Below are 25,030 nucleotides of genomic sequence, written 5' to 3' on the forward strand. Positions count from 1 at the left end.
TATACATGGATAAAAGATTACAAGATTTAGTCGATTGGACAAAAGAGAAACTAAAGCTAGATTCCTATTTTTTAAAAACTTCTAGTATTCAGCGTAAAGTAAATACTTACCAAGAGACGGTTTATACATTGTGTATGGAATGGTTTCCGTTGCATAAGCCCGATTACGAGGATGAAGATCTTAACCCAGAAGGAACAGCCGTTGTAGAAATCGATCTACACTCTAAGCAAATACAAAGTATTATTTTTGTTGGAGAAAAAACATTTACCGATCTCCGCGTTGAAGCACCAGATACGAATGCGATTGTGGAATGGATAGAACAAGAGACGAATATCTCATCGAATTTATTTCATTTAGCAAAAGAAGAAGCAAATCGCTGGTTATTTGTTTCAAGCATAGATGGAATAGCTATTTCCCCATCAGGACAAATTGAGGTAAAACTAGATCAGGAGGGCAGGCTGCTTCTTTTTGCCGTTCATGGGGAATTTCCTTCTGAGCATTTAGTCGAAGTAGAATCATTTACGTTAACACAGGAATCGGTAATAGAGCTTGCCTATAAGCAGATTGATATCATTAAATTCCCAGTAATGGAAGAAGAAAAATGGAAACAAGCCTATGCGATGGAAGAGGTTTTCGTAACAAATAAGGAACAACAAACCTTAAATTTCGATATCGGTATTCCGGAAGCGTTGCGTACAAAAATAAAGCATTTATTAACATGGAAGAGTGGACTTGACAACGATATAGTACGAAAAAAGATTGATGTGAATAGGGAAATTTCTGCAGATACAGCTTATGCTAATGAACCAAGTCCTGATATGCTCTCTATAACGAAAGAGGAGCAGGAGAAGTGCTTTGAAACCGTAAAAAATTTTATGCGTAAGGTATATCCAAATGATTCTGGAAAATGGGTGCTAGACCATCTATATCGAGATATGGAAATGGTTCATGCCGTGTTAAAGTTAAATGAGCAAAACAAACTAATCTTTAATGAAAAGCTTGTAGTGATGCTTGATCCGAAAACCTTTGAGGTGCTTAATTATATCGATACAAGTTCCTTTCTAGAAATGTTTCAGAATTTTGAATCAGAGGATAAAGTAATGGTAGGAAAAGAAGAGGCATTTGAGAATCTAGAGCAACATCTTCTCATAAAGCCATACTATGTATATGATTATGCTAAACAGAAATATGTACTTTGTGGTAAGCTTGACTGCCATTATTGTGTGGATGCGGAGTCAGGAGAAGTGATATTATTAGATGCCTTTACAAAATAGAGCGAAAAACCAACATTATTAAGAGGAAGAGTAGATATTAACGTATTCTATGTTAATGTCTATTCTTTTTTTGTGTTGTTAAGGACTATTAAATGATAAAGATTTAAAGAATTTTACATAAAATGATGATCGAATGGGAAACTATCTTTGTCGTCAAATACGTAATGGAATATGTATCTATTTATCTGAAAATGGAGGAATCAGTTCATGTTTTTTCATGTGAAAGAGCTTCAGTATAATGCCAAACCAAGCAAACCAGACCCCGTTTACGCTAAAAAGCTTCAGGAAATTCTAGGTGGACAATTTGGTGAGATAACGGTAATGATGCAGTATTTATTCCAAGGATGGAACTGTCGGGCAGAGCAAAAATATAAGGATATGATATTGGATATTGGAACAGAAGAAATTGCCCATGTTGAAATGATTTCTACGATGATAGCTCAATTATTAGATGGAGCTCCAGCTAGGGATCAAGAAGAGGCTGCAAAAAACCCTGCTGTGGAGGCAGTTCTTGGCGGAATGAATCCGCAACATGTGATTGTTTCAGGTCTAGGTGCTACTCCAACTGACAGTACAGGCTACCCGTGGAACTCTAGGTATACGATTGCCAGTGGGAATTTATTGGCTGATTTTAGAGCGAATTTAAATGCCGAATCTCAAGGACGTCTTCAAGTTGTAAGACTTTATGAATCCACTACTGATCCAGGCGTTCGGGATATGTTATCTTTCTTAATTGCAAGAGATACCATGCACCAGAATCAATGGATGGCAGCAATTGAAGAGTTGGAGCAGAATCAGAAAGCGATTGTTCCAAGTACATTTCCACAAAATTTAGAAAAGCAAGAAGTGTCTTATTCGTTTATGAATTTCTCGAATGGAGAGGAAAGTGCACAGGGGAGATGGGCAAGTGGTGAGACAATGGATAAACAAGGTAATTTTGAATATGTATCCGATCCTAAAGCAATGGGACAAGTCCCTCAGTTATCCCAAGCACCAGCGTATATTCATAATAGCCCAGATCCAAGTAAGCCAGCACCTCCACAAGTAGAATCTGCGGCCTACGAGGAACAGAATGAAAATAGAAATTAAATAAAAATTACAGTAAAAGCACAAAGCCAGGTTATGGTTTTGTGCTTTATTTTTGCACGATGTTTTTATAGGAATAGCCTAATGATGCTCGTGATGTGATTCTTGATCTGGCTTTTCCTCTAATTGTTTGAGTTGATTTAATTCCTCATCCGATAATTCACCAACAATAAAGCGTTTGGTTGGTAAAATAGAAGACTGATCAGTGCTCGCTAGAACTTGTAAGAAGTAAATTCCATCTTCGGTTAGCGTCAGATCGGTTTGATACCAACCTTCTTTTTCATAGGCTAGGTTGGACTCAAGTATTCGATTTGGTTGTTCATTCTTCCAAACCTTAAGTTGGACCCCTTCTAACTCATTAATTGGCACTTCATTTCTTATTAATAAAACACGAACAGAAAAAACTTGCTTAGGTGCTATCTTTGTTGGTAAATCTAGTTCCAACTCGAGCGGATATTCGGTATGATAAAGCTCTGCCGAACCTTCTTTTACAAGGTTAGCAGAGCATGCTGCTAAGAGTATACAGCAACATAAAATAGCATACTTTTTCATTTTTACACCAGCCTTAATAAAAGAATTGTTTTAGTCTTGGTATTCTTCTTAGAATCAGCCAATCTAGTACAAAAACAAAAATGACTGAAAGACCTACTAAGGGAAAAACAAAACTAAACAGAAGAAGTAGGATGGTCACTCTTTTTTTTGTAATGATACTTGGTCCAGTTGGTGCTCCAAGCCTATTGTTCGGTTTTCTTTTCCACCACATAATAAGGCCACTAATGACTAGAAGGACGATCCCCATACAAACAATTAGGCCAATAATCTGATTCATTACACCATATTCCAGTCCTTTATGAACCGTAATACCCCAAGCCATTAATTTACCTAATGGCTTGTAGTTCTCATAGCGATAATCAGCTAGGATGGCACCAGTATACTGATCAATGTGAAGGGTTGCTTCATCCTTTGCCTTTGGAGGAAATACAGAGATCGTAAAGACACCTTCGGGACTGCTAGGATAGATAACCTCATAGGTTGGATATATATTTTCATCATTAGTAATACGTACAACATCATCAATACTTATCGGGACAAACCCTCCATATTGATCGGAAGAAGGAACGGGCATTGTTTGGGCAGACCATGGGACATCTGCAATATCTTTTGTTTGAATAGTTGATTCTGGAGCACTTCCTACCCAAATGGATGGTGGATAGCCAATACCAGCATTTGTCGTAAGATTTTGAACCTTTGTACCCCAGAAACCAGACCATAATAAACCAGTGATGACAAGAAAAATAATGGCTAATGACAACCAAGCCCCTGAGACTGCATGGAGATCCCTAAAGAGAATTCGTTTATTTTTTTTAAATCTAGGAAAAATCACACCAAAAGGGGACTTTTTTGTTTTTGGGAACCAGATATACAATCCAGTGATAACTAATAGCAAGGTCCAGCAAGCAGCCAATTCTACAATCCGATCACCGACGGTACCAATCATTAATTCACCATGGAATTCTTCTACTCTATCTATGAAACGGTCCTTTTCATTTAACTTTCCAATGATGTCTGCAGTATAGGGATTCACAAAAATAGTATACGATTCCCCGTTCAGACTGATCTTGACTTCAGCAGAACGTGTACGCTCTTCACCTGGTCGATAACTGGTGATTTGTGCCTCAGGAAATTGATCCAATACTGATTCTATATGTTCTGATGGCGCAAGTTTTTCTCCTTGTTCGATCACATTGTAATAATCTTCATAGAGTACGCCTTCTATTTGGGGTTTAAATAAATAAATCGCTCCTGTAATCGCAAGTATAAGAAGAAATGGAGCAAAAATAATTCCTGCGTAAAAGTGCCAACGCCAAACGATTTGGTAAATGTTGGCGGATGACTTTTGTTTACTTTTATTATCCATTTATCATGTCCTCAATTCTAAATAGTAATCATTACTATCATTCTAATCGAGAATCTGACCATTCACCAATGACAATATTGTGAATAATAAAGAAGCTGATGAACTGAATGGTTCACCAGCTATTCAATCACAGTGTTCATCCTTAATTATTCGTTGAAATCTTGAAACGGACACTAAGCATCTTGATAAGTTTCGCTAACAAACACTGTCCCTTTGATGGAAGTAAAGCTAGGATTTGTTTATTCTTTCTTGAATTGATCCGTCTTTTTTATGGATAATAACCGTTGTTTGCTTATTTTCTGCAATCTCCTGTGCCCGTTTTACTGCTTCGTTCTTCCTTTGGTATACATTAGAAACCTGCTTCGCATCTTGCGTTTTAACTGCCCAGCCATTCTCATGTGGAATGACATGTTCTCCTTTTTCTAAGAGCTCCGGACGACTATCTTGCGAATTTTCATCTCTTTTTCGTAGATCCTCGTCACTCATCTGCATAACCTGATTTCGTTCATGCTCTGAAGCATTATCGTACCATTTTTTGGCCTGCTCTGTTGCTATTGGAATGGCTTGTCCTTCATCATAACCCTCGTCTATCATGGAATTTGCGATATCAATTGCTTTTTTCTTTACAGCTGTATCTAAGTTTTTCAATGAGCTTGGATAATCCTGTGTATCCCAAGGCATTTATATCCTCTCCCCTTCAAACGAATTAAAATGCAATCTCTTGACATGCTTTTGCACAACGAAAACATGCTTCTGCACATTTTTGACAATGCTCATGCTGATGCTTTTGACATTCATCTCCACATGTTGCACATATTGTGGCACAAACCGAAGCTAACTCGGAAATAAAAGGTGAATTTCGTGAAATAGCTGACTCTAAATAACTACATATTTCTGCACATTCTCGATCTAATCGAATACATTCGCTCATCATTTTTACATCCTCTTCCTGCAAACAAGCATCAAAGCAGTGATTACATGCTGTCATACATTCGTGCAATGTTTCAAGTAGTTCTTGGTATTGTTGGTGACTCATCCTAAAACCTCCATTTAAAATTTGTTCTATATTATACTTTTCCGCTTCATGCAATAAATAAACATACAAATATGTAAGGGGAGGCATTAGGAAAACTCGCATTCGCTCATTCTTTGGCGAATGTCTAGTTTTCCTTAGACTCGGTACCTTGAAATTCCAGCTACATCGGAACTTCTCCTGTGTAGAAATTTTATCCTTTTTCTAACGTATAAAAAAAGATCATAGGCATTGGCACCTATGATCTTCCTTTTACTTATTTACCAATAAATTGTTGTGTCCAAACATTTCCTTGCTCTACATAGCCAACACCAATATGAGTGAAGTCAGGATTTAAAATGTTTGCTCGGTGTCCTTCACTGTTCATCCAAGCATTCACTACCTCTTCTGGTGTTTGCTGTCCTTTGGCAATATTTTCTCCAGCTGTTTTATAGCTAATACCGAATTGTTTCATCATATCGAATGGAGAACCATATGTTGGACTGTTGTGGCTGAAATAGCCGTTTGTTGCCATATCATTAGATTTTTCACGAGCGACTTTACTTAGTTCTGTATCAATTTCTAGAGCAGATAAACCTTGCTTTTGACGTTCTTCGTTTGTCAATGCTACCACTTGTTGTTCAAATTGACTAAGCTGTTCTGTATCATTTTGTTCCTGAGTATTAGATGGTTCTTTAGCTTGCTCTGTATTATTATTCGTTTGTTCAGGTGCTTTTTGTTCAGTTGCTGGTTCTTCTTTTGGCTCTTCTTTTTGCTCTTTCTTTGGTTCTTCTTTAGCAACTGGTTGTTGCTTTTCTTGCTCAGTATTTTGTTCTGTTTGTTGCTCTTGTTCTTTTGCCTTATCTTCTTGCTTTTGTTTATTGGACTGCTCTTCACCGTTAGAGAGGTTGTTGCAAAGCTTGTCTATTAAACTTTGAATATCTCCATTCTGTATTTTTGTCCAATCTATATTAGAGTTAATTTTACTTTGAATATGGGCTTGTTGCTCTGCTTCTACGTCTTGTTGTGAGAATGCACTACCAAATAGCACTGTACCAGCTAATGCTATTCCAATTCCAACTTTCTTTAACATGAAAAAAACACTCCTTCTGTTATTTATTTCTCTATCATCATAGCATGTGTTTTTTGTAATAATTGAGGATAATACTTCCAATATTAATTTTTGAGGGTTATATTATATTAAACCTTTTAAGAATAAGAGATTCCTTTCCACAAAATTGGATAATTTCTAATAAACTAGCATTATTTTCTTGTAATTTGGTATTGACAATTTTTTTAGGGGCATTTATATTTACATATCTTTTCTATAGCATAACAGCCATATGACAATTGTAATATAATAGGAGAATCTTTCCTGTGAAACAGAGTGGTTGAATTAGAGCAATTTAGAAGTAATGTCGTGCTTGTTATTCTGCTATGATTAACATAACAATTCTGGCAAATGGGAAAGGAGTATATAGCATGAATCTATCAGAGTTATTATTAGAAGAATTTAAGGATGAAGCAGAGAAAACAAAAGAAGCATTAAGTCGTATTCCAGAGGGTTGTTTAACCTTTCGACCTCATGAAAAATCGATGTCGATTGGCCAATTAGGGCTTCATATTGCCTTGTTACCTGGAGAGCTAACAGTATATTTTAGTGAATTAATAAGAGAGGTTCCGACAGTGCCACTTCCTGAGGCATCTTCTGTATCAGAAATTTTGGATACATTTGAGCATAATCGTCGGATAGCTAGTGGTTGGCTAACTGAATGGGGAACAGAGGAGTTATTTGCAGAATGGCAGATGAAACAAAATGGAGAGATCCTAATGAAAGGACCGCGATATACTTTCATCCGATCTCTTGTCCTCAATCATTGGTATCATCATAGAGGGCAATTAACCTTGTATTTACGACTCCTCGAGGTCCCTGTACCAGGTTTATATGGTTCTAGTGCCGATGAAGAATGAAAGAGACTGTCTATCCTGACAGCCTCTTTTCCTTTCTTAAAAGGTCACCCTCGACAATACTGGGTAATGGTCGCTAGGGTATTGTCCATTTTTTCTAAAATTGATAATTTTATGATATTCTGTTGTGATTTCTCCTCTAGATAAAATCCAATCAATTCTATTATCTGCGCCTCCACCAGAAGGGTTATCATAACCATTGAATGTACCAAGCTCTTCATTTATTCTTTTCTCTGCTGCTATAAAGGTATCAACAAACTTGCCTTGCTGCTGTAAGATGTCATGAGGTATACTTTCGGGTCCAGCATTAAAATCCCCAGTTAAGATTACAGGGAGATCTGAATCAAGTTCCTTTACCTTTTCTGAAATAAGTCTAGCACTATTCTCTCTTGCCTCTTCAGACATGTGATCGAAATGGGTATTGATGAAATAGAATGCTTTATTCGATTGGTGATCAAGGAATTTCACCCAAGTGACCATTCTAGGGATTGTATTTCCCCATGATGTAGAACCTACTATATCTGGTGTATCTGATAGCCAGTAATGGTTGTATTCTAATGGAGTAAAACGGTTTTTATTATAAAATATGGACATAAATTCCCCTTTACTGCCACCCTCACGGCCTTGACCAATCCATGCATAATTTGGCAAATCACTAGCTAAATCTTTCACCTGTTGATAGACCGCTTCTTGTGTGCCGATAATATCCGCTTGTTCCATGCGAATAACTTGACGTACAGTAGAACGCCTTTCTTCCCATGTATGTGGGGAAGGATCAGAATCATTTAAATATCTTAGATTAAAGCTCATCACATTTAATTTAGCTTCAGACTTCTTATTATGTAATTCAGTAGATGCATGGATCGACGAAAAAGAAGTACTACCTAAAAGCAACCATAAACTAGTTAAGACAACAGCTATTTGCAGCATCCTTTTCAATGAAAATTCCTCCTTTGTTTTTTATCAATCCTTTCCAACTATCAATGTCTAGTATAAAGCAGGAATGTGAAGTTGGTATGAACTAGAGTTTTCAAAAAAGTAAAGAAAAATAGTAAAAAGCACCTGCAACTTTTGTGGTAAAAGGTGACCGGTCTTATTTCTTTTATTTGTTCTTGCATATTTTAGGTAAAGGATATATAATAAATTTACTACATTGTAAAACAAGATAGCAATCAAGAATTGCTTTTCTTTTTACTTCTCTATATTGCAATGCAAGGTAGGTGTGTGAATTTGGCGATTCGAAGTCAGCTACTGAAGGGAATCCTTGAAGGCTGTATATTAGCAATAATATCAAAGGAGTCTATTTATGGATATGAACTAGCAATGAAGCTACAAACACAAGGGATAGATGTGAGTGAGGGGTCTATTTATCCAATATTACTTAGACTACAGAAAGAGGAGCTTATTAAAGGGAAAATGAAAAAGTCCCCTCATGGCCCAAATAGAAAGTACTACCATTTGACGGATCAAGGAAAAACGGCGTTAACAGAATTTAAAACCCAATGGAACGGCCTTAAAACCCCTGTTGATCAATTATTAAAAGGTGAGGAGTGAAAATATGGATGCGTCCGTATTAATTGAGCAAAATAATCAAAAAAGAAAATTATTAAATGAAGAAAATAAAAAAGTGTATGAAGAAATGCTATTGTATGTTCGCCTGTTCTTTAATAAATCAGAACAAGAATCGGAAGAGATTTTAATGGAACTGCTAGATCATCTTCTAGACGCACAGGGAGAAGGGAAGAGTGCAAAGGAAGTCTTCGGTGATGATCCGAGGCAATATGCCAACGAAATTATTGGGGAATTACCAAAAATGATCACACCTAAAAGAGTAAAGGTGGGTCTCATGGCTATATTTTATTTTCTCGCTGTGACTACCTTCTTAAATGGAGTCGTTCATTCTATTCTATACTTTGGCTTTGGTAAAGGAGATCAAGAGAAAATCTATTACATAGGTACGTTAGCCTTGGAGGCTATCACCTCTATTATCATTGTTTTTGTAGCTATGTATGCCATCTTCGCCTATTTAAAGTGGTCATGCTTTAAAGATATTAACAAAGTGCTTGAAAGTGTTCTGTTCGGTTTTTGCTTTGGAGCCTTACCATTTGGCTTGTTTTTAACTATGTTCATCATCATGCCTGACTTTGGGATGTCAGTACAAATACCTGTTTATTGGTTAATAGGGATAAGTATTGTATTTTACGTCCTAGCGACTTATTTTAAGAAAACATCATAAACTTTTTGATAGGGAAATGCGTGTGCTTCATGCATTTCTCTCTTTTTTTCGAAACTGTGCAGGGGTCATTCCTACATACTTTTTAAAGGTTCGGTAAAAATGGGGCGTGCTATCATAGCCCATCATTTCTGCTATTACCGTAATAGTAAGAGAGGATTGCAGAAGTAATTCCTTTGATTTTAAAATTCTTTTTTTATTGATATATGCGATTGGACCCATTCCAGTAATTTGCTTGAAAATTCGACTAAAATGAGCGGGACTTACAAGTGCTTCTTTAGCTAAAGCAGGTAAAGAAAGGTTTTGTTCCAGGTTTTTTTCAATGTAAGCAAGAATGTAATTCATCCAATCATGTGGAGATGTTTTTGCATGAATGAGCTCATCCTTGTTTTTTAGCTTCATTCTAGAAAGGTGTAGTAGGATTTGATGGGTGATCAGTAGGGATGCATGAATCGACCCTAGTTTATCCTCTGTTAATTCATGATGTATTTGTAGGAGATACTGTTCAAGAATAGGCTGTTCCTTTATGGGAATCTGTATTTTGAATTCTTTTTCTTTCTTTACTTTTTCGATAAGTGATAAATAGGAAAAGGAATCATCAATAGAGATGGGATAAATCAAGCCAGAACTAAAGAAGATCACGGAAGAAGTGATTAAATTATGTTTGTCAGGTCTGGCATGGTGAAGCGTATCATTTGGAATAATGAAAATATCCCCCTTGCTCATTTCGTAGAGGGTGTTATCAATGAAAAATACGCCATTTCCATTGTGGACATAAATAATCTCATGAAAATGATGCATATGATCAGGACGTTCATTTTGAGGGGCTTTACTATTTTTATAGACAAATGAGTACGGGAATAATTCCTCTAATGGTTTCATATCTTGAAGTGAGCTCATCATTATCTCCTTTCCTTGATCAAAAAATAGTATAAAAAAAGCAAAAATGACAATAGTACTTTTCTCTAGTCTCACATACTATATAATATATAAATATTTATTCCGTATATAGAACGAAAGCGCTTTATATGATTATATCATATTATGTTATCGATAACTAAATTATGTTTTTAAATACATTAATTAAGTACTCAATCTCTATATTTAATTGTTGCCCAGGAATGTTATCGATATAATGGAATAAATATAAAAGTAAGTGAGGTTCTCGATCATGGTGACAATTTATGATATTGCCAAAAAGGCCAATGTATCTGCAATGACCGTTTCCAGAGTGATAAATAATTCTGGGAAGACAAAGGAATCCACAAGGAAAAAGGTTGAACAAGCTATTAAAGAATTGGGCTATGTACCTAACTCTGTGGCAAGGGGATTAATTTCCAAGCAAACAAAAACTTTAGGTCTTATTTTGCCGGATATCTCGAATCCATTTTTTGCAAAGCTAGCAAGAGGTGCAGAGGATAAAGCACATGAGCTTGGGTATCGAGTATTACTAAGTAATACGGATGAAGATGCATCTAAAGAGTTGAATTATATGGATATGGTATTATCCGCAAGAGTAGATGGGGTGTTAATTGCCCCAACAAGTGACCATTCCTTGGAACAAATTAATCGTCTTAGAGCACAGGATATACCTGTTGTCCTAATTGATCGGACCATTGAAGGCTTTACAGGTGATTATGTACTTGGAGACAGCTATGAAGGTAGTAGGAAGCTGATGGAGCATTTAATTGAACAAGGACATCATAACATTGCTTTCATCAATGGTCCTTCGAATATTTCAACAGCACGCGAGCGTTTAAGAGGTTATTTAGAAACATTGAGATTAAATGAATTACCAGTATACGAGCATTATATTACGGAAATAGACTTCAAGAGTATCCAAGCAGGGGATACGAAAAAAAATATCGAACAATTATTAGCTTTACCTTCTACAAAGAGACCTACGGCCATATTTGCGGCAAATAATTTTATAGCGATTAGTACGATGCGGGCATTAAAGGAATTAGGTATGAAAGTACCTGAGGATATATCTGTTGTATGCTTTGATGAAGTAGAACCAGTAGTATATTTTGATCCATTCTTTACAGTAGCATCTCAGCCTGCTCAGGAATTTGGAAGAATTGGTATTCAATTCTTAGTAGAACGATTAGATGGTAAAACGATTCAGAAAGATCGAAAAATTGTTTTATCACCAGATATTCATCTACGAAAGTCTACAAGGTCAATAAAATAATGCGATTTAAAAGGAGGTTCATTCATGGTTGATGTTAGGAAACAACTATGTCTTTATGCAAAGAAGCTAGTCTCTACAGGGCTAGTAGTAGGTGCTGGGGGAAATCTAAGCATGCGAGAAGGGGATTATATGTATATTTCTCCTAGTGGATTTGATTTGCAGGAGGTGAAGGAGGAGCAATGGGTATGTGTAAACATCTTAACAGGTGAAGTAATAAGTGATTTAAAACCATCATCCGAAATCTTAATGCATTTAGAATGTTTTCAAAGGAGACCTGATATTGATTCTGTCCTACACGCACATCCAAGCTACTCTGTAGCCATCTCCTCAGCGGGTTTGGAAATTCCTCCAATGTTCCCTGACTTCCCTGCAATGATAAGCAATATATCGTATCTAGATTATCTCATTCCGACTACTCATATTCTAGCAGATGCCGTTGCAGAGGTTATTGCTGAAACAGATGTAGTAGTAATGAGAAACCACGGAGTATTAACGGTAGGAAAATCGATGAAAGAAGCTTACTTTTTTATGCAACTAGTAGAAGAGGCGGCAAAGGTATATTACCTATCTAAAACGGTTGGTACTCCTAGGCTATTAACGGAGTCAGAATGTCAGGATTTACGCAATCTTTCTAGTGAAAAATATCGAGCGAAGCTGTTAAAAAGCTCTGAAAAATAGCTTGCGAGAGGAGGGAGATAGGTGAAAAAAGTATGGGCGTTTGATATTGGAGCATCCAATGGTAGATTGATGCTTTGTCAATATGACGGAGAACAACTTATACTAGATGAAATATATCGATTTGCTAACCACCCTGTTTCATTGACCAATCATTATTATTGGGATATTTTACATATTTACAATGAGATGAAAAAAGCAATGCAGGCTAGTCTGCAAGCTGGACATGAGGTAGAGAGCTTAGGCATAGATACATGGGGTGTGGATTTTGGCTTATTATCTGCAACAGGAGAACTTTTAGCAAATCCCTATTGTTATCGCGATCCACAAAATAAATTCGGAATGGAAAAGTTTCATGAATGGATGTCAGAGGAAGAGCTCTTTACTTTGACAGGTGTAGAATCTGCACCAATAAATAGTTTATATCAATTATTTACGATAAAAGAACAATCCCCAGGCTTATTAGAACAGGCTGATACATTACTTCTTACTCCCAATCTACTTACCTATTTTTTTACAGGAACAAAAGCCAGTGAATTCACGATAAGCTCGACTACGCAGCTATTAGATATCCACCAAGAAGATTGGTCTAAACAGCTTATTAGCTTGCTGGGAGTAAAAGATAACCTTTTTGCTAAAATTGTACCATCTTTAACCATCGCAGGATCTACATTACCTGATATAAATAGAGAACTACAAATGGATCCAGTACAGGTTATTCATGTCGCAGGGCATGATACGGCAAGTGCGCTAGCAGCATTGCCCATAGAGGATGATTATTCTGTTTTCATGAGCTGTGGTACATGGAGTTTAATTGGGATTCCTGTGAAGAAAGCATTAACCACACCAAACGCACGAAGGTGGGGTTTTACCAATGAAGGAACAATGGATGGCACTTACCGTTTGTTAAAAAACAATATGGGGATGTGGCTATTGCAGCAATCTCGTCTAATATGGGAGAGAGATGGGATCAGGACAAATTATATGGAAGAAAATCAATTATTTCAGCAAGCAACCCCATTTCGATCATTGATTGATCCGGATGATCCCCGTTTTTTTAATCCTAAGAATATGTTAGTAGAGCTTCGAGCATATTGTCGGGAAACTGAGCAACCAATTCCTCAATCAAGAGGGGAAATCATTCGCTGTATCATCGATAGTTTGGTAATGAAGTACAAACTAGTAATTGATCAGCTAGAAACACTTGTTGAACGAAAAATAAAGCGCATTCATATAGGGGGAGGGGTGACAAAGAATCAGCAATTATGTCAAACCATTGCAGATGCGACGGATAGGGAAATCATTGCAGGTCCAATAGAAGCAAGTGCAGTAGGAAACGCACTTGGGCAATTGATTGCACTTGGGGAAATAAGAGATGGGAAGGAAGCAAAATCGATTGTAAAAAAATCCTTTCCCATTAATAGCTACTTACCGAATCACGATCAGTATTGGCAGAATGCTTATACCCAGTTCAAAGAATTAATAGAATAAAAAGGTTTACTATAGGAAACATCGATAAGCTGACACTTAAAGGAGGAAGACAGATGTCAAATAAAAGATTAATAGGAAGCATGCCGAAAATTGGAATCAGACCAACGATTGATGGTAGGCGTAAGGGTGTACGCGAATCTTTAGAAGAAAAAACGATGAATATGGCAAAAGCTGTAGCTCAATTTTTGTCAGAAAATTTACGATATAACAATGGCGATTCCGTGGAATGTGTAATTGCAGATACTTGTATTGGCGGAGTGAAGGAAGCAGCGGAAGCGAAGGAGAAATTTGAAAAGGAATCAGTGGGTTTGACTATAACCGTTACCCCGTGCTGGTGCTATGGCTCAGAGACGATGGATATGAATCCTCGTCGACCTAATGCTGTCTGGGGGTTTAATGGTACGGAAAGACCAGGAGCGGTGTACTTAGCCGCAGTACTAGCAGCACATAATCAGAAGGGGATTCCTGCTTTTGGTATTTATGGGCGCGATGTGCAGGATATCGAGGATCACTCCATTCCAGCAGATGTTCAAGAGAAGCTGCTCCGCTTTGCAAAGGCGGGGCTTGCGGTAGCGATGCTCAAGGATACCTCTTACTTATCCATGGGCTCTGTCTCAATGGGGATTGCGGGCAGTATGGTCAATGAAGAATTATTCCAGGATTATCTTGGAATGAGAAATGAATATATTGATATGTCAGAATTTACTAGACGCATAGAAGAAAAGATTTATGATGAGCAAGAATTCGAGAAGGCATATAAATGGGTGAAAGAAAAATGTGTGATTGGCTCTGATATTAATTCAGCTGAAAATCAACGGACAGAGGAACAAAAGGAAGAAGATCTACAGATGAACATTAAGATGACAATTATTACAAAGGATCTAATGGAAGGTAACCCAAGACTAGCTGAGTTAGGATATGAGGAAGAAGCGATGGGTAGAAATGCCATTGCATCAGGTTTTCAAGGGCAAAGACAATGGACCGATCATTTTCCAAATGGGGATTTCATGGAGGCAATTTTGAATTCCTCCTTTGATTGGAATGGAATTCGAGCACCATATATTGTGGCAACAGAAAATGATGCCTTAAATGCAATTACGATGTTATTCGGACACCTATTAACAAATACAGCACAGGTCTTTGCAGATGTTCGAACATATTGGAGTCCTGATGCAATAAAGCGAGTTACTGGATATGAAGTAGATGGCCAAGCGGAGAATGGCGTCATTCATCTTCTTAATTCAGGTGCAGCTGCATTAGACGGTACTGGTGAACAATCATTGGATGGGAAGCCTGTGATGAAGCCGTTTTGGGATATTACTGCTGAGGAGGTAGAGAAATGCTTGAATGCCACCAAATGGCGCCCAGCTAATACCGAATACTTTCGTGGAGGTGGCTTCTCCAGTAATTTCTTAACTAAAGGTGGGATGCCTGTCACAATCGCCAGAGTGAATCTATTGAAAGGCTTAGGACCAGTACTGCAACTAGCGGAAGGATACACGGTTGATCTTCCTGAAAAGGTACATGAGAAACTAAATGATCGTACAGATCCAACATGGCCTACCACTTGGTTTGTTCCTAACTTAACGGGAGATGGTGCCTTTCGAGATGTCTATACTGTCATGAATAATTGGGGAGCCAATCATTGTGCGATGAGTTATGGACATATTGGTGCAGATCTCCTAACATTAGCAGCAATGCTCAGAATTCCAGTGAATATGCATAATGTTTCGGAGGAAAATATTTTCCGTCCAAGTGCTTGGAATATGTTCGGAACAAAGGATATAGAAGGAGCAGATTACCGAGCATGTGCGACATACGGACCGTTATATAGTTAGACATTAGAAAGTACTCTTTATGGGTACTTTCTGGTTTTTTAAATATCAAAAAAGAGTATAAAAAGAGCAATAAATGCCATTTTTATTTCATATTATTGCTGGTAAGATAAAAGAAAATCAATGAGGGGGATAGATGATGGAATACATTGTGTGTGAACAGCCAGGAAAGCTAAGAAAAATGGTCAAACGACCACCTGAGAAGGCAGAAGGTACTGCGATTATTGATATTAAGCGTATTGGCGTTTGTGGAACAGATATTCATGCTTTTAAAGGGAATCAGCCATTCTTTAAATATCCACGAGTATTAGGCCATGAGCTTGCAGGAACAGTAAGCTGGATAGATGATACCTCGTCAGCTATAAAAAGAGGAGATCAAGTTGCGGTGATACCATATCTGGAATGTGGAAACTGTATAGCGTGTAGAAATGGTAAGACGAATTGTTGTATTGATATGAACGTGTTAGGAGTGCATAGAGATGGAGGAATGTGTGAGCAGCTATCTGTTCCCATTGATCATCTAGTCTTAACAAATGAGCTAACCTTAGATGAAACTGCCGTCATCGAACCTATTAGTATTGGTGCACATGCCGTTAGGCGTTCGGAGCTTAGACAAGGGGAGACAGTACTTGTAATTGGCGCTGGTCCCATTGGTTTAGGCGTGATGGCGATTGCCAATCAAAAAGGAGCAAAAGTGATCGCAATGGATATTGATGAAAAAAGGTTAAAGTTTTGTCGGGAATGGGCCCAGATTAAACACACTGTCAATGGTTCGAAGGCGCCGATCGATAAACTCTTGGAGATAACAAATGGTGAATTGCCAACAGTTGTTTTTGATGCAACAGGTAATCCAACCTCCATGAATACAGCTTTTCAATATGTTTCTCATGGTGGGAAATTAGTCTATGTTGGATTAGTTAAGGAGGATATAACGTTTTTTGATCCAGACTTTCATGCAAAGGAGCTTACGCTTTTTGCTAGTAGAAATGCTACAAGAGAGGATTTTCAATTTGTTAAGGAGATGATACTTTCCAAAAAAGTCAACGTGAAAGATTATATAACAGATAAAGTTCCATTCGAGAGTACGGTTAGTAATTTTCAGGATTGGCTACAACCCCAATCGGATACGATTAAAACAATGATTGTACGAAAATAGGAGGTGACTCAATTGTTAAAAGGAATTCCATCCATTATATCACCAAATTTATTGAAAATATTAATGGAGATGGGGCATGGCGATGAGATAGTTCTGGCAGATGGTAATTTCCCTTCCGCAAGTCTATGTGAAAGGGTTGTTCGTTATGATGGAAATGGGATAGCAGAAATTCTGGAGGCCATATTGCAGCTATTTCCGTTAGATAGCTATACATCCTATCCGATTAAACTTATGCAAGTTGTACCTGGTGACGATGTGGAAACCCCTATTTGGGATGAATATCGTAGAATGGTGAGGAAGAATACTTCCTTGGATGGTGGTTTTGAGGAATTAGAAAGATTTGCTTTTTATGAGAGAGCGAAAAATGCCTATGCCATTATTGCTACCGGAGAGCAAGCATTATATGCAAATATTATTTTGAAAAAAGGTGTTGTTACAATTAGCTGAAGGAGGAGTGTCCAATGCGTATTGATGCACATCAGCATTATTGGAAAATCAGCCGAAATGATTATGGGTGGATTACACCAGAAATTCCGATTTTGTATCGGGATTTTTTTGAAGAAAATCTCATTCCTCACTTAAAGAAAAATCAGATCGATAAAACGATTGTCGTACAGGCAGCCCCCACCATTGAAGAGACAGAGTTTATTCTTACCCAAAGTGAAAAATCAAGCATCATCGCAGGAGTGGTTGGCTGGATCGATGTAGAGAATCCAGCATATAAAAAACAGTTAGCGCAATTTCTGAAGCATCCGAAATTTATTGGAATACGGATAATGATTCAAGATATGCCTGATGAAAATGTCATCTTAAGGACGAAGTATATAGAAGCTTTTGAATTTTTTGCTGAAATCGATTTGCCAGTTGATTTGTTAGTCCATTCTAGTCAGTTGTCAGCCGTTACCAAACTTATCGAGCAAGTTCCATTAAGAGGAGTAATCGATCATATGGCAAAACCAAATATCGCAGCAGGAGTGCTTGAACCATGGAAAAGTTATATGACGCAAATTGCGAAGCATCCGAATATTTATTGTAAGCTATCGGGAATGGTGACAGAAGCGGAGCATGGCAATTGGAAACTCGATGACTTTCTTCCGTATGTGGATCATGTGGTTGATATGTTTGGGATTCATCGTATTTTATATGGAAGTGATTGGCCAGTTTGTTTACTATCGGCAAGCTATGATGAAGTTTTTCAGCTTTCAAAGAAAGCGTTATCAAACAAAGTCACAGAGGAAGAAGAAGATTGCATTTTTGGAAGAAATGCTATCGACTTTTATAAGTTAAACGTATAGGGAGGGAGTTTCTTGAAATATCGTAAATTAGGGAAAACAGGGCTGGATGTCTCTGTACTGAGTTATGGCGCATCTTCGTTAGGCTCTGTTTTCAGAGAGATTAATCAACAGGAGGGGATTCGAACCGTTCATTATGCCTTGGATAAAGGTATTAATTATATCGATGTTTCCCCGTATTATGGCTTGACCAAAGCAGAGAGGGTATTAGGTAAGGCTTTGAAAGGAATTCCAAGAGATCGTTATATTCTTTCGACGAAGGCAGGTCGTTATGGAGAAGATTCCTTCGATTTTTCCAAGAAAAGAATTATAACAAGTGCCGAAGAAAGCTTAAAAAGATTGCAAACAGACTATATCGATATTCTTTTGTTACACGATATTGAATTTGGTTCTTACAATGAGGTGATCGAAGAAGGGATTCCCGCATTATATCAATTAAAAGAGCAAGGGAAAATTCGCTATGTTGGTGTTTCAGGATTACCTTTAAGCGTATTTGAAAGGGTATTACAGAAAGCAGAAATAGATGTAATTTTATCCTATTGTCACTATTCCTTAAACGATACGTCACTTTTACACATTGTTCCATTACTTGAACAAAAAAATGTTGGTATCATCAATGCTTCGCCTATCTCTATGGGGCTATTAAATAATCGGCCAGTAGCGGATTGGCATCCTGCTGATAAAGAAATGATTTCTGTTTGTAAAGAAGCGGCAGCCTACTGTGAAGAAAAGGGCGAGAATCTAGCAAAGCTAGCGATCCAATTTTCTGTCCAAAATAACCGAATCCCTACAACGCTTGTTAGTACAGCGAGTGAAAGAAATATAGCGAAAAACATAGAATGGATAGACGAACCGATCAATCAAGAACTATTAGAACAAGTATTAAAGATACTAAAACCAATTCAGAACAGAAGCTGGCCAAGTGGGAGAGAAGAGTGGAGACAATAAAAGGAGGAAAATAAAATGAAAGCATATGTTGATAGACAAGCCTATCTTCAACAAATAGACAAAGTGATTGAGCATGGGAAATATAAAGACAATTGGGATTCTTTATCTCAATATAAGCTTGCTGATTGGTATAGGGAGGCGAAGTTTGGAATTTTTATTCACTGGGGAGTGTATTCTGTACCAGCCTTTGAAAATGAATGGTATTCGAGAAATATGTATATTCAAGGATCGAAGGCATATGAACATCATGTAAAAACATATGGCCAGCATAAGGATTTTGGTTATAAGGATTTTATTCCACTATTTAAGGCAGAGAAATTTGATCCAGCTGAATGGGCGCAGCTGTTTCAAGAATCGGGGGCACGTTATGTAATGCCTGTGGCAGAACATCATGATGGGTTCCAAATGTACAGGAGCGACATTTCTAAATTTAATGCATATGAAATGGGACCACAACGAGATATACTCGGAGAATTAAAGCTGGAGTTAGCCAAGCGTAGTATTCCAATATGTGCTTCCTCTCATCGTATAGAGCACTGGTTTTTTATGGGTCATGGGAAGGAATTTGATAGTGATATAAAAGAGCCACTAGTAAGAGGAGATTTCTATTGGGCAGCAATGCCTGAGCCTGATCATCATGATTTATATTCTCCAGCACCATCAGAGGAGTTTTTAGAGGATTGGCTATTAAGGACCTGTGAAATCGTTGATCGCTATCAGCCGAAAATCGTTTACTTTGATTGGTGGATTCAGCATAGCTCCGTTAAGCCCTATTTAAAGAAGTTTGCAGCTTATTATTATAATCGTGCAGAGGAGTGGGGCATAGAAGTTGCCATTAATTATAAGCATGATGCTTTCATGTTTGGTACGGCAGTAGTGGACATCGAAAGAGGACAATTTGCTGAACAAAAACCTTATTTTTGGCAGACAGATACAGCTGTCGCAAAAAATTCATGGTGTTATACCGAAAATAATGAATATAAAACAGCCAATGAGCTTATTTGTGATTTAGTGGATATTGTAAGCAAAAATGGGACAATGCTATTAAACATTGGGCCAAAAGCAGATGGCACGATCCCAAACGAAGATAAAAATATTTTACTCGAAATAGGAGATTGGCTTCATACAAATGGGGAAGCCATTTATGGGAGTAAGGTATGGCGAAAAGCGGGAGAAGGACCAACGACTATTGAAGAAGGACAGTTTACCGATAGTAAATCTAAGAGCTTCACACCAGAGGATATTCGTTTCACAGTAAAAGGTTCTTTTTTATATGCAACGGTTTTGAACTATCCAGAGGACGGAAAAGTAAACATTACGGCACTAGCTGAACAGGATGCTTCAAAGCTACCACATTTCCACGGAATTATTCAGAGCATAACAATATTAGGATTTGATGAGATACCAAAGTGGGAGCGATCGTCACATGGCCTTAAGATCAAGACTACATCTGTTCAAAGCAGAAAGCCGGTTGTCTTTAAAATCCAAATAGACTGATAACAAAGCCGAAATGTAAAAATTTCGGCTTTATCTATTAATGACTGGGGAGGGAGTTATCATGAATTTAGCAGAATTTTCTAAGGTTTTTAGACGATTTTTGCTATCCTATCTTATTATTCTTTTTATTCCTTTGCTCGCAGGCTTGATTTCTTACCATGTTTCCTTAAAAACAGCGGAAAAGTACTCAATTATGAATAGCACCCAAGTTCTTCATGAAGGAAAAACCATTTTGGAGCAAAGGTTAGATGAAATAAACCGATTTGCGAATCAGCTTGCTACAAATAGTGATGTCAACACATTATTAAATAAAAATATTACCGAAAAGAATAAAATTGTCTCTAGCATGAAGCAGCTGTCTACAGATATTTCTCCTTTCGCCTCCACCAATGATTTTCTTGAAGATTTCTATATCTATTTTCGTCGAATGGACATTGTAATGGTACCGGGATCTGTTTATTACCGACCCTACCATTTTTATCAGGAGTATCATTATACTGATTTCACATTTTCTGAATGGAAGACTGAAGTTTTATCCCATCACCAAGGAATGCTACCTAGAAAAGCGTTTGTCATGGATGAGAGGAATACCAATGTGATTACTTATATACGACCATTACCAATGAATAGCTATTCAAAATCAATGGGTTCGATTGTCGTTCCAATTGAAAGTAGTAAAATAAATAACCTGTTAATGGGGATTTCTACACAATTTAATGGGTGGGTATATATAATGGACGAAAATAATGGCCATATTGTAACAACAAATGGCATTGACGAATCAGAGATTTCACCAATTCACTCTAGGGTATCAATGAACGATAATCGCCTCTATTTAGAAGATGGGACACTCCTCATCACGGCTCATTCCGATAAGTACAACTGGACATATGTGGCGGGCATCCCTAGTAAGACGTTAGTTAGACAGGCTGCGCCGATAAAATATATTACTTGGCTAGTTACGATAGGTACACTTGTAATTGGATTGATCATTTGTTTTTTATTTGCCTACAGACATAGCCGACCAATTACAGGGATGATGAAAACACTAAAGGAATATACAGGGACAGAATCCAGAAATGACTATGATTTTTTACATGGTAATATATCTAAATTAATTGCCACAAATGTAGATCTACACAGTCAGCTTGCGGAGCAAAAGCCATTATTAAAAGATGCCTTTCTTAAGCAGCTACTAGCTGGGGAACTGACGGAGAAAAATCAGAACTTACAGGAATTCGCTGCACTAGCAGATTTGCCGATCATCGGAAATAAAGGTTTTGTCTCTATTTTAAAGGTGGCAGGCTATGAAGAGATGTCCAGTAGTGAAATTTACGAAGAATTACATGCTATTCGCTTAGTTATCCAAAAAGAGTCCTTGAAGCTGTGCCAAAAATTTTACGTAACGAATTTAGATTCAGATAAAATGGTTTACATTTTCTTAGATGATCAAAAAGATACCGATGTTTTTGCTAGAGATATTGAACAAATGTTTCTATCCCTAAAAAAGCAATTTCAGCATCAATATCGTATATCCTTAAAGGTTGGGTTTGGGCAGCCGTTTCAATCATTGCTTGATATAAGTCGTTCCTATAATGAGGCGGTGCAAGCACTCGACTATATTACTATTTCGACAAATGACTATCACTTATTCTGGTATAACGAGATGATCAAGGAAACGGTATTATTTTATTATCCATTAGACTATGAGTTTCGACTTTTAAAAAATTTAAAAGAAGGAAATGCAGAAGAAGCCAAAAAAATATTACAGGAGATTTATGAAGAAAATATAAACAATCGATGCTTACCAAAGGATATGTTAGAACAAGTGATGTATGAAATCAAGGGAACACTGTTTAAGGCTTTTGATCAGTATAGTTCGAAAAAAGAAGAATTAGAAAAGGTGTGGAAAAATATTTGGGATATCCAAGTAGATGAAGAAAGTATCGAATCACTTAAGAACAAATTTGATCAGGCCATTGAATGTTATTGCCAAATGATTGCAGATCAACGGAAGGAATCCAATCATACGATGATTCATTCGATAAAGACATTTTTACATGAGCATTATCAGAGCCCTGACTTAACCATCTATGGAATCGCAGAACACTTTAATCGACCGGAAAAGTTCATCTCACATATTTTCAAGGAAGAGACGGGAGAATATCTGTACGAATACCTTGAAAAAATTCGCATGAATGAAGCAATGAATCTATTGGCTAATTCGAAAAAAACGATTAATGATATAGCGAAAGAGGTGGGCTATAATAGTGCTCATTCTTTTCGAAGGGCCTTTAAACGTATCAATAAAGTGACTCCGAATCAATTTCGAAAGACATTACAAGACTAATACGCCAAGGTTTTCTAATATGTACCTTTTGATTTGAATGGTACCTTTTCTATATTTCATTAAATTCTAAATTTGTACGCTATAAATAGAATTGTCTGTATTCTCTTCAGCCAGAACATGATAATTTATTTGTAAGCGCTTACCAATGAGGTGCTATTATTCGAACAGAAGGGAGGATGAAGATTGAAACAAGCGATGGAGATAGGTCATGGTTATGACGGTTTGAAAAAAAAGAAAACCTCTCAATTACATTTGGCCAAAAGAAGTTTTCGCAAGCATTGGCAGTTATATCTATTAATGATCCCACCTATTCTTTATTTTGTCATCTTTAAATATGTACCAATGGTGGGGGCGGTGATCGCCTTTAAGGATTATAACGTTGTAGAGGGAATATTCGGAAGTCCGTGGGTAGGCTTCAAGCATTTTGAAGCTTTTTTCCAAAATCCTGTGGCATGGGATCTGATTAAAAATACTCTGCTATTAAGCTTGTATCATTTAGCAGTTACCTTCCCATTGCCGATTATTTTGGCACTTGCCTTAAATGAAATAAAAGATGGGCTATTTAAACGTTCTGTTCAGATGTTTACCTATGCACCCTATTTTATTTCTACTGTTGTCATTGTTTCGATGATTATCCTAATGTTGTCGCCTAGAACAGGGATCATTAACTCGTTTGTGGAGTTTTTTGGCTTTGAGCCAATTAATTTCTTAGGAAATGCAGAAATGTTTCGTTCTGTTTTTGTTTGGTCTGATGCATGGCAGCTAACAGGCTATTCTGCCATTATCTATTTGGCGGCACTTGCAGGGGTAGATAAGCAACAATACGAAGCGGCGAAAATGGATGGTGCATCTAGGCTACAAAAAATTTGGAACGTAGACATACCTGGGATTATGCCAGCAATTGTTATTATTCTCATCCTAAGTGTAGGTAATTTGATGGCAATTGGATTTGAAAAAGTATATTTGCTTCAAAATCCTTTGAACCTGAGTACTTCAGAAATTTTACAAACATATGTTTACAAAATGGGAATTATTAATGCCAATTTCAGCTTCAGTACAGCTGTAGGTTTATTTAATTCTGTTGTCAATCTCGTACTATTAATCATCGTTAATGCCTTGGCGAAGAAGGTTTCAGGTGACGGTTTGTGGTAAGAAAGGGGTAGTTCAAGTGAGCAGTAAAATATGGATAAAGGAATCCTTTGGTGATCGCCTATTTCTTGGAGCTATTTATGTGTTCCTCTGTTGCATAATGATCGTTGTTTTATATCCGCTTATTTATATAATTAGTGCTTCTATTAGTAGTCCAGAAGCTGTGACTTCAGGGAGGGTGTGGCTATGGCCTGTTGATTTTTCCTTACAAGGGTATATAGAGGTATTAACGAATTCGGATGTGATCAGAGGGTTTCGTAACTCCATTTTATACACAATTGGCTATACGATTATTTCGGTTGTTTTAACCGTTGTATTTGCCTATCCACTCTCGAGAAAATCGTTTTATGGGCGAACATTTTTCATGTTTTTTATCTTATTTACTATGCTTTTTTATGGAGGATTGATACCTGAGTATTTAGTGGTTCAAAAGCTAGGGATGCTCGATACACCTTGGGCAATTCTCCTTCCGAAGGCAATGGCGGTATGGCAGGTAATTATTGCAAGAACCTTTTTTCAATCCAGTGTACCAGATGAACTGGTGGAAGCAAGTGAGATGGATGGTTGTAGTAGTTTGAAATTTCTTTGGTATGTTGTTCTGCCTTTGTCAAAGCCAATTATTGCTGTTCTAGCATTGATGTACGCGGTTTTTCAATGGAATAGTTATTTTGATGCGATGATTTTCTTAAAGTCAGAGGAATTGTTTCCACTTCAGCTAGAGCTTCGTGAATTATTGATTGTGCAAAGTGACTCTGGAGCTAATATGGATATTGCTGAACAGCAGAGGAGAGAACAATTAGCTAACCTGATGAGATATTCTTTAATAGTGATTTCTAGCTTGCCTGTACTAATGATCTACCCATTTGCACAAAAATATTTTGTAAAAGGGATGCTCATTGGTTCAGTGAAGGGATAATTTTTATTACAGCTAATCATGATGAGGGGGAAAAAA

24 protein-coding genes are annotated in these 25,030 nt (G+C 37.3%); 17 read left to right on the forward strand and 7 right to left on the reverse strand.

The window, feature by feature from the left end; genetic code table 11:
- Positions 1-5: 5 nt before the first annotated feature.
- Positions 6-1,274 carry a hypothetical protein gene (locus ACZ5R4_RS15435; RefSeq protein WP_109982842.1) on the forward strand — a complete coding sequence of 423 codons (1,269 nt, stop codon included), beginning with the start codon at positions 6-8 and terminating at the stop codon, positions 1,272-1,274.
- 207 nt (positions 1,275-1,481) lie between these two features.
- Positions 1,482-2,363 (forward strand): manganese catalase, encoded by an 882-nt coding sequence (locus ACZ5R4_RS15440; protein WP_109982841.1) that lies wholly within the window; start codon positions 1,482-1,484, stop codon positions 2,361-2,363.
- A 78-nt stretch (positions 2,364-2,441) separates the two neighbouring features.
- On the opposite strand, the gene ACZ5R4_RS15445 is transcribed toward ACZ5R4_RS15440, so the two are convergent.
- From ACZ5R4_RS15445 to ACZ5R4_RS15465, 5 genes are all read right to left on the reverse strand, one after another.
- A complete protein-coding gene (locus ACZ5R4_RS15445) occupies positions 2,442-2,912 on the reverse strand; it encodes a hypothetical protein (RefSeq protein WP_109982840.1) in 471 nt (156 codons plus the stop codon).
- Between the two features lie 13 nt (positions 2,913-2,925).
- On the reverse strand, positions 2,926-4,278 hold the full coding sequence (locus ACZ5R4_RS15450; protein WP_109982839.1) for a PepSY-associated TM helix domain-containing protein: 1,353 nt from the start codon (positions 4,276-4,278) through the stop codon (positions 2,926-2,928).
- A gap of 228 nt (positions 4,279-4,506) precedes the next feature.
- Positions 4,507-4,959, reverse strand: coding sequence for a DUF2188 domain-containing protein (locus ACZ5R4_RS15455; protein WP_054860396.1), 453 nt, complete (start codon positions 4,957-4,959; stop codon positions 4,507-4,509).
- A gap of 25 nt (positions 4,960-4,984) precedes the next feature.
- Positions 4,985-5,314 (reverse strand): four-helix bundle copper-binding protein, encoded by a 330-nt coding sequence (locus ACZ5R4_RS15460; RefSeq protein ID WP_054788083.1) that lies wholly within the window; start codon positions 5,312-5,314, stop codon positions 4,985-4,987.
- Positions 5,315-5,567: 253 nt separating this feature from the next.
- Positions 5,568-6,383, reverse strand: a complete 816-nt coding sequence (locus tag ACZ5R4_RS15465; RefSeq protein ID WP_054860395.1) for a CAP domain-containing protein — start codon at positions 6,381-6,383, stop codon at positions 5,568-5,570.
- 389 nt (positions 6,384-6,772) lie between these two features.
- Here ACZ5R4_RS15465 and ACZ5R4_RS15470 point away from each other — a divergent pair, with 389 nt between their 5' ends.
- A complete protein-coding gene (locus ACZ5R4_RS15470; RefSeq protein ID WP_464367574.1) occupies positions 6,773-7,261 on the forward strand; it encodes a DinB family protein in 489 nt (162 codons plus the stop codon).
- Between the two features lie 36 nt (positions 7,262-7,297).
- Here the strand turns inward: ACZ5R4_RS15470 and ACZ5R4_RS15475 are convergent, their stop codons facing one another.
- Positions 7,298-8,188 (reverse strand): endonuclease/exonuclease/phosphatase family protein, encoded by an 891-nt coding sequence (locus ACZ5R4_RS15475; RefSeq protein WP_277679140.1) that lies wholly within the window; start codon positions 8,186-8,188, stop codon positions 7,298-7,300.
- A 300-nt stretch (positions 8,189-8,488) separates the two neighbouring features.
- Here ACZ5R4_RS15475 and ACZ5R4_RS15480 point away from each other — a divergent pair, with 300 nt between their 5' ends.
- Complete coding sequence (locus ACZ5R4_RS15480; protein WP_464367575.1) at positions 8,489-8,812, forward strand: PadR family transcriptional regulator; 324 nt, start codon at positions 8,489-8,491, stop codon at positions 8,810-8,812.
- 4 nt (positions 8,813-8,816) lie between these two features.
- Positions 8,817-9,494, forward strand: coding sequence for a DUF1129 family protein (locus tag ACZ5R4_RS15485; protein ID WP_109982835.1), 678 nt, complete (start codon positions 8,817-8,819; stop codon positions 9,492-9,494).
- 27 nt (positions 9,495-9,521) lie between these two features.
- Here ACZ5R4_RS15485 and ACZ5R4_RS15490 read toward each other — a convergent pair whose 3' ends face one another.
- Complete coding sequence (locus ACZ5R4_RS15490) at positions 9,522-10,391, reverse strand: helix-turn-helix transcriptional regulator (RefSeq protein ID WP_181397394.1); 870 nt, start codon at positions 10,389-10,391, stop codon at positions 9,522-9,524.
- A gap of 271 nt (positions 10,392-10,662) precedes the next feature.
- On the opposite strand from ACZ5R4_RS15490, the gene ACZ5R4_RS15495 reads away from it, so the two are divergent.
- The 12 genes from ACZ5R4_RS15495 to ACZ5R4_RS15550 all read left to right on the forward strand — a co-directional run bounded on the left by ACZ5R4_RS15495 (position 10,663) and on the right by ACZ5R4_RS15550 (position 24,994).
- A complete protein-coding gene (locus ACZ5R4_RS15495) occupies positions 10,663-11,685 on the forward strand; it encodes a LacI family DNA-binding transcriptional regulator (protein WP_464367576.1) in 1,023 nt (340 codons plus the stop codon).
- Positions 11,686-11,709: 24 nt separating this feature from the next.
- Positions 11,710-12,363, forward strand: a complete 654-nt coding sequence (locus ACZ5R4_RS15500; RefSeq protein ID WP_109982832.1) for a class II aldolase/adducin family protein — start codon at positions 11,710-11,712, stop codon at positions 12,361-12,363.
- 21 nt (positions 12,364-12,384) lie between these two features.
- Positions 12,385-13,851: a rhamnulokinase gene (locus ACZ5R4_RS15505; protein WP_464367577.1), complete on the forward strand. Its 1,467-nt coding sequence runs from the start codon at positions 12,385-12,387 to the stop codon at positions 13,849-13,851.
- A gap of 53 nt (positions 13,852-13,904) precedes the next feature.
- Positions 13,905-15,689, forward strand: a complete 1,785-nt coding sequence (locus ACZ5R4_RS15510; protein ID WP_464367578.1) for an L-fucose isomerase — start codon at positions 13,905-13,907, stop codon at positions 15,687-15,689.
- A gap of 136 nt (positions 15,690-15,825) precedes the next feature.
- A complete protein-coding gene (locus tag ACZ5R4_RS15515; protein ID WP_109982829.1) occupies positions 15,826-16,842 on the forward strand; it encodes a zinc-binding alcohol dehydrogenase family protein in 1,017 nt (338 codons plus the stop codon).
- A gap of 12 nt (positions 16,843-16,854) precedes the next feature.
- Positions 16,855-17,289 carry an L-fucose mutarotase gene (fucU, locus tag ACZ5R4_RS15520; RefSeq protein WP_109982828.1) on the forward strand — a complete coding sequence of 145 codons (435 nt, stop codon included), beginning with the start codon at positions 16,855-16,857 and terminating at the stop codon, positions 17,287-17,289.
- 14 nt (positions 17,290-17,303) lie between these two features.
- A complete protein-coding gene (locus tag ACZ5R4_RS15525; RefSeq protein WP_464367579.1) occupies positions 17,304-18,137 on the forward strand; it encodes an amidohydrolase family protein in 834 nt (277 codons plus the stop codon).
- 12 nt (positions 18,138-18,149) lie between these two features.
- Positions 18,150-19,082 carry an aldo/keto reductase gene (locus ACZ5R4_RS15530; RefSeq protein WP_277679133.1) on the forward strand — a complete coding sequence of 311 codons (933 nt, stop codon included), beginning with the start codon at positions 18,150-18,152 and terminating at the stop codon, positions 19,080-19,082.
- A gap of 15 nt (positions 19,083-19,097) precedes the next feature.
- Complete coding sequence (locus ACZ5R4_RS15535) at positions 19,098-20,579, forward strand: alpha-L-fucosidase (protein WP_109982825.1); 1,482 nt, start codon at positions 19,098-19,100, stop codon at positions 20,577-20,579.
- Positions 20,580-20,640: 61 nt separating this feature from the next.
- Positions 20,641-22,929, forward strand: a complete 2,289-nt coding sequence (locus ACZ5R4_RS15540) for a helix-turn-helix domain-containing protein (protein ID WP_464367580.1) — start codon at positions 20,641-20,643, stop codon at positions 22,927-22,929.
- 195 nt (positions 22,930-23,124) lie between these two features.
- The gene (locus ACZ5R4_RS15545) at positions 23,125-24,081 is read left to right on the forward strand and encodes an ABC transporter permease (RefSeq protein ID WP_425454553.1); all 957 of its coding nucleotides are present in this window, start codon (positions 23,125-23,127) and stop codon (positions 24,079-24,081) included.
- A 16-nt stretch (positions 24,082-24,097) separates the two neighbouring features.
- Positions 24,098-24,994: a carbohydrate ABC transporter permease gene (locus ACZ5R4_RS15550; protein WP_245902222.1), complete on the forward strand. Its 897-nt coding sequence runs from the start codon at positions 24,098-24,100 to the stop codon at positions 24,992-24,994.
- The last annotated feature ends 36 nt before the right edge of the window (positions 24,995-25,030 follow it).

This window comes from Gracilibacillus sp. JCM 18860, from assembly GCF_055395245.1.

Coding starts and splice junctions, on each gene's coding strand:
- ACZ5R4_RS15495 (WP_464367576.1), top strand. CDS start 10,663: ATGGTGACAATTTATGATATTGCCAAAAAGGCCAATGTATCTGCAATG.
- ACZ5R4_RS15460 (WP_054788083.1), bottom strand. CDS start 5,314: ATGAGTCACCAACAATACCAAGAACTACTTGAAACATTGCACGAATGT.
- ACZ5R4_RS15490 (WP_181397394.1), bottom strand. CDS start 10,391: ATGAGCTCACTTCAAGATATGAAACCATTAGAGGAATTATTCCCGTAC.
- ACZ5R4_RS15475 (WP_277679140.1), bottom strand. CDS start 8,188: ATGCTGCAAATAGCTGTTGTCTTAACTAGTTTATGGTTGCTTTTAGGT.
- ACZ5R4_RS15450 (WP_109982839.1), bottom strand. CDS start 4,278: ATGGATAATAAAAGTAAACAAAAGTCATCCGCCAACATTTACCAAATC.
- ACZ5R4_RS15470 (WP_464367574.1), top strand. CDS start 6,773: ATGAATCTATCAGAGTTATTATTAGAAGAATTTAAGGATGAAGCAGAG.
- ACZ5R4_RS15440 (WP_109982841.1), top strand. CDS start 1,482: ATGTTTTTTCATGTGAAAGAGCTTCAGTATAATGCCAAACCAAGCAAA.
- ACZ5R4_RS15435 (WP_109982842.1), top strand. CDS start 6: ATGGATAAAAGATTACAAGATTTAGTCGATTGGACAAAAGAGAAACTA.
- ACZ5R4_RS15445 (WP_109982840.1), bottom strand. CDS start 2,912: ATGAAAAAGTATGCTATTTTATGTTGCTGTATACTCTTAGCAGCATGC.
- ACZ5R4_RS15455 (WP_054860396.1), bottom strand. CDS start 4,959: ATGCCTTGGGATACACAGGATTATCCAAGCTCATTGAAAAACTTAGAT.
- ACZ5R4_RS15515 (WP_109982829.1), top strand. CDS start 15,826: ATGGAATACATTGTGTGTGAACAGCCAGGAAAGCTAAGAAAAATGGTC.
- ACZ5R4_RS15540 (WP_464367580.1), top strand. CDS start 20,641: ATGAATTTAGCAGAATTTTCTAAGGTTTTTAGACGATTTTTGCTATCC.
- ACZ5R4_RS15500 (WP_109982832.1), top strand. CDS start 11,710: ATGGTTGATGTTAGGAAACAACTATGTCTTTATGCAAAGAAGCTAGTC.
- ACZ5R4_RS15510 (WP_464367578.1), top strand. CDS start 13,905: ATGTCAAATAAAAGATTAATAGGAAGCATGCCGAAAATTGGAATCAGA.
- ACZ5R4_RS15535 (WP_109982825.1), top strand. CDS start 19,098: ATGAAAGCATATGTTGATAGACAAGCCTATCTTCAACAAATAGACAAA.
- ACZ5R4_RS15465 (WP_054860395.1), bottom strand. CDS start 6,383: ATGTTAAAGAAAGTTGGAATTGGAATAGCATTAGCTGGTACAGTGCTA.
- ACZ5R4_RS15485 (WP_109982835.1), top strand. CDS start 8,817: ATGGATGCGTCCGTATTAATTGAGCAAAATAATCAAAAAAGAAAATTA.
- ACZ5R4_RS15545 (WP_425454553.1), top strand. CDS start 23,125: ATGGAGATAGGTCATGGTTATGACGGTTTGAAAAAAAAGAAAACCTCT.
- ACZ5R4_RS15525 (WP_464367579.1), top strand. CDS start 17,304: ATGCGTATTGATGCACATCAGCATTATTGGAAAATCAGCCGAAATGAT.